This is a genomic window from Inhella sp., assembly GCF_027532025.1.
Classification (GTDB): Bacteria; Pseudomonadota; Gammaproteobacteria; order Burkholderiales; family Burkholderiaceae_C; genus Inhella.
The window spans coordinates 1-1,352 of the sequence record NZ_JAPZSY010000127.1 but is presented as its reverse complement, the minus strand read 5'-3'; the positions used below and the strand labels follow the sequence as shown (position 1 = coordinate 1,352).

Genomic DNA, 1,352 nt, shown 5'->3' with positions numbered 1-1,352 from the left:
GGGCGCGCGGTGGGTCTGGGCGCCGCTGGCGCAGCAGCGCTCCCCACCAGCCCCACGGCATGGTGCACAGCGCTGGCCGCCGCCAAGCTGGCCAGCGACCCCATGGACTGCGTGAGCTCACGGCGGCCCCCGCGCTTGTCGGGCTTGTCGAGCTTGTCCTGCTGCCGCGAACGTGGGCACCGGAGCCCCCGGCAGCGGCAAACGCTGGGCACCGCCCAAGCGCTCCACCACCCGCAGCGGCCCGTGCTGGCACTCCGGAGGTGCTCGAAAGCCCATCCCTGCACAACAAGGCCGTGTGTCGATTGGCAGTCTGAATGTGCCTCTCAGCCCGCCAGCCGCGCCCGGTGCCGCGCCACCTGCGCGCGCACCTGCGCCGGAGCCGTGCCGCCCAGCACCTGCCGCGCGGCCAGCGAGCCTTCGAGCGACAGCGGGCCGAACACGTCGGCGCCGATGCGCGGCTCGATGGCCTGCAGTTCTTCCAGCGACAAGGCGGCCAGCTCCAGGCCGCGCTCGGACGCCAAGCGCACGGCGTGGGCCACGGTTTCGTGGGCGTCGCGGAAGGGGATGCCTTTCTCTCGCACCAGGTAGTCGGCCAGGTCGGTGGCGGTGGCATGGCCGCGCTGCGCGGCGGCGCGCAGGTTGTCGGGGCGGGCCTGCAGGCCGGCCATCATGTCGACAAAGATGCGCAGGGTGTCGCGCAGGGTGTCCACCGTGTCGAACAGCGGTTCTTTGTCTTCTTGGTTGTCCTTGTTGTAGGCCAGGGGCTGGCCCTTCATCAGGGTGATCAGGCCAACAAGATGGCCCACCACGCGGCCGGTCTTGCCGCGGGCTAGCTCGGGCACGTCGGGGTTTTTCTTCTGCGGCATGATCGACGAGCCGGTGCAGAAGCGGTCGGGCAGGGTGACGAAGCCGAAGTTTTGGCTCATCCACAGCACCAGCTCTTCGCTCAGGCGGCTGATATGCACCATGGCCAGGCTGGCCGCGGCGGTGAACTCGATGGCGAAGTCGCGGTCGCTCACGGCATCCAGGCTGTTCTGGCACACGCCATCCATGCCCAAAGTGCGGGCCACGCGCTCGCGGTCCAGCGGGTAGGGCGTGCCGGCCAAGGCGGCAGCGCCCAGCGGCAGGCGGTTCACGCGGCGGCGCACGTCGCTCAGGCGCTCGTGGTCGCGGGCGAACATTTCCACGTAGGCCAGCAGGTGGTGGCCCAGGGTGACGGGCTGCGCCACCTGCAGGTGGGTGAAGCCGGGCATGACCACCTCGGCGTTGGCCTCGGCGCGCTCCACCAGCACGGTTTGCAATTGGTTCAGCAGGGCGAGCAGGCCGTCGATCTCGCCGCGCAGCCACAGGCG

1 protein-coding gene is annotated in these 1,352 nt (G+C 70.5%); it reads right to left on the bottom strand.

Annotated elements, in window-relative coordinates; genetic code table 11:
- Nucleotides 1-323: 323 nt before the first annotated feature.
- A partial coding sequence (gene argH, locus O9335_RS15290) for an argininosuccinate lyase (RefSeq protein WP_298389651.1) occupies nt 324-1,352 on the bottom strand: 1,029 nt, incomplete at its 5' end.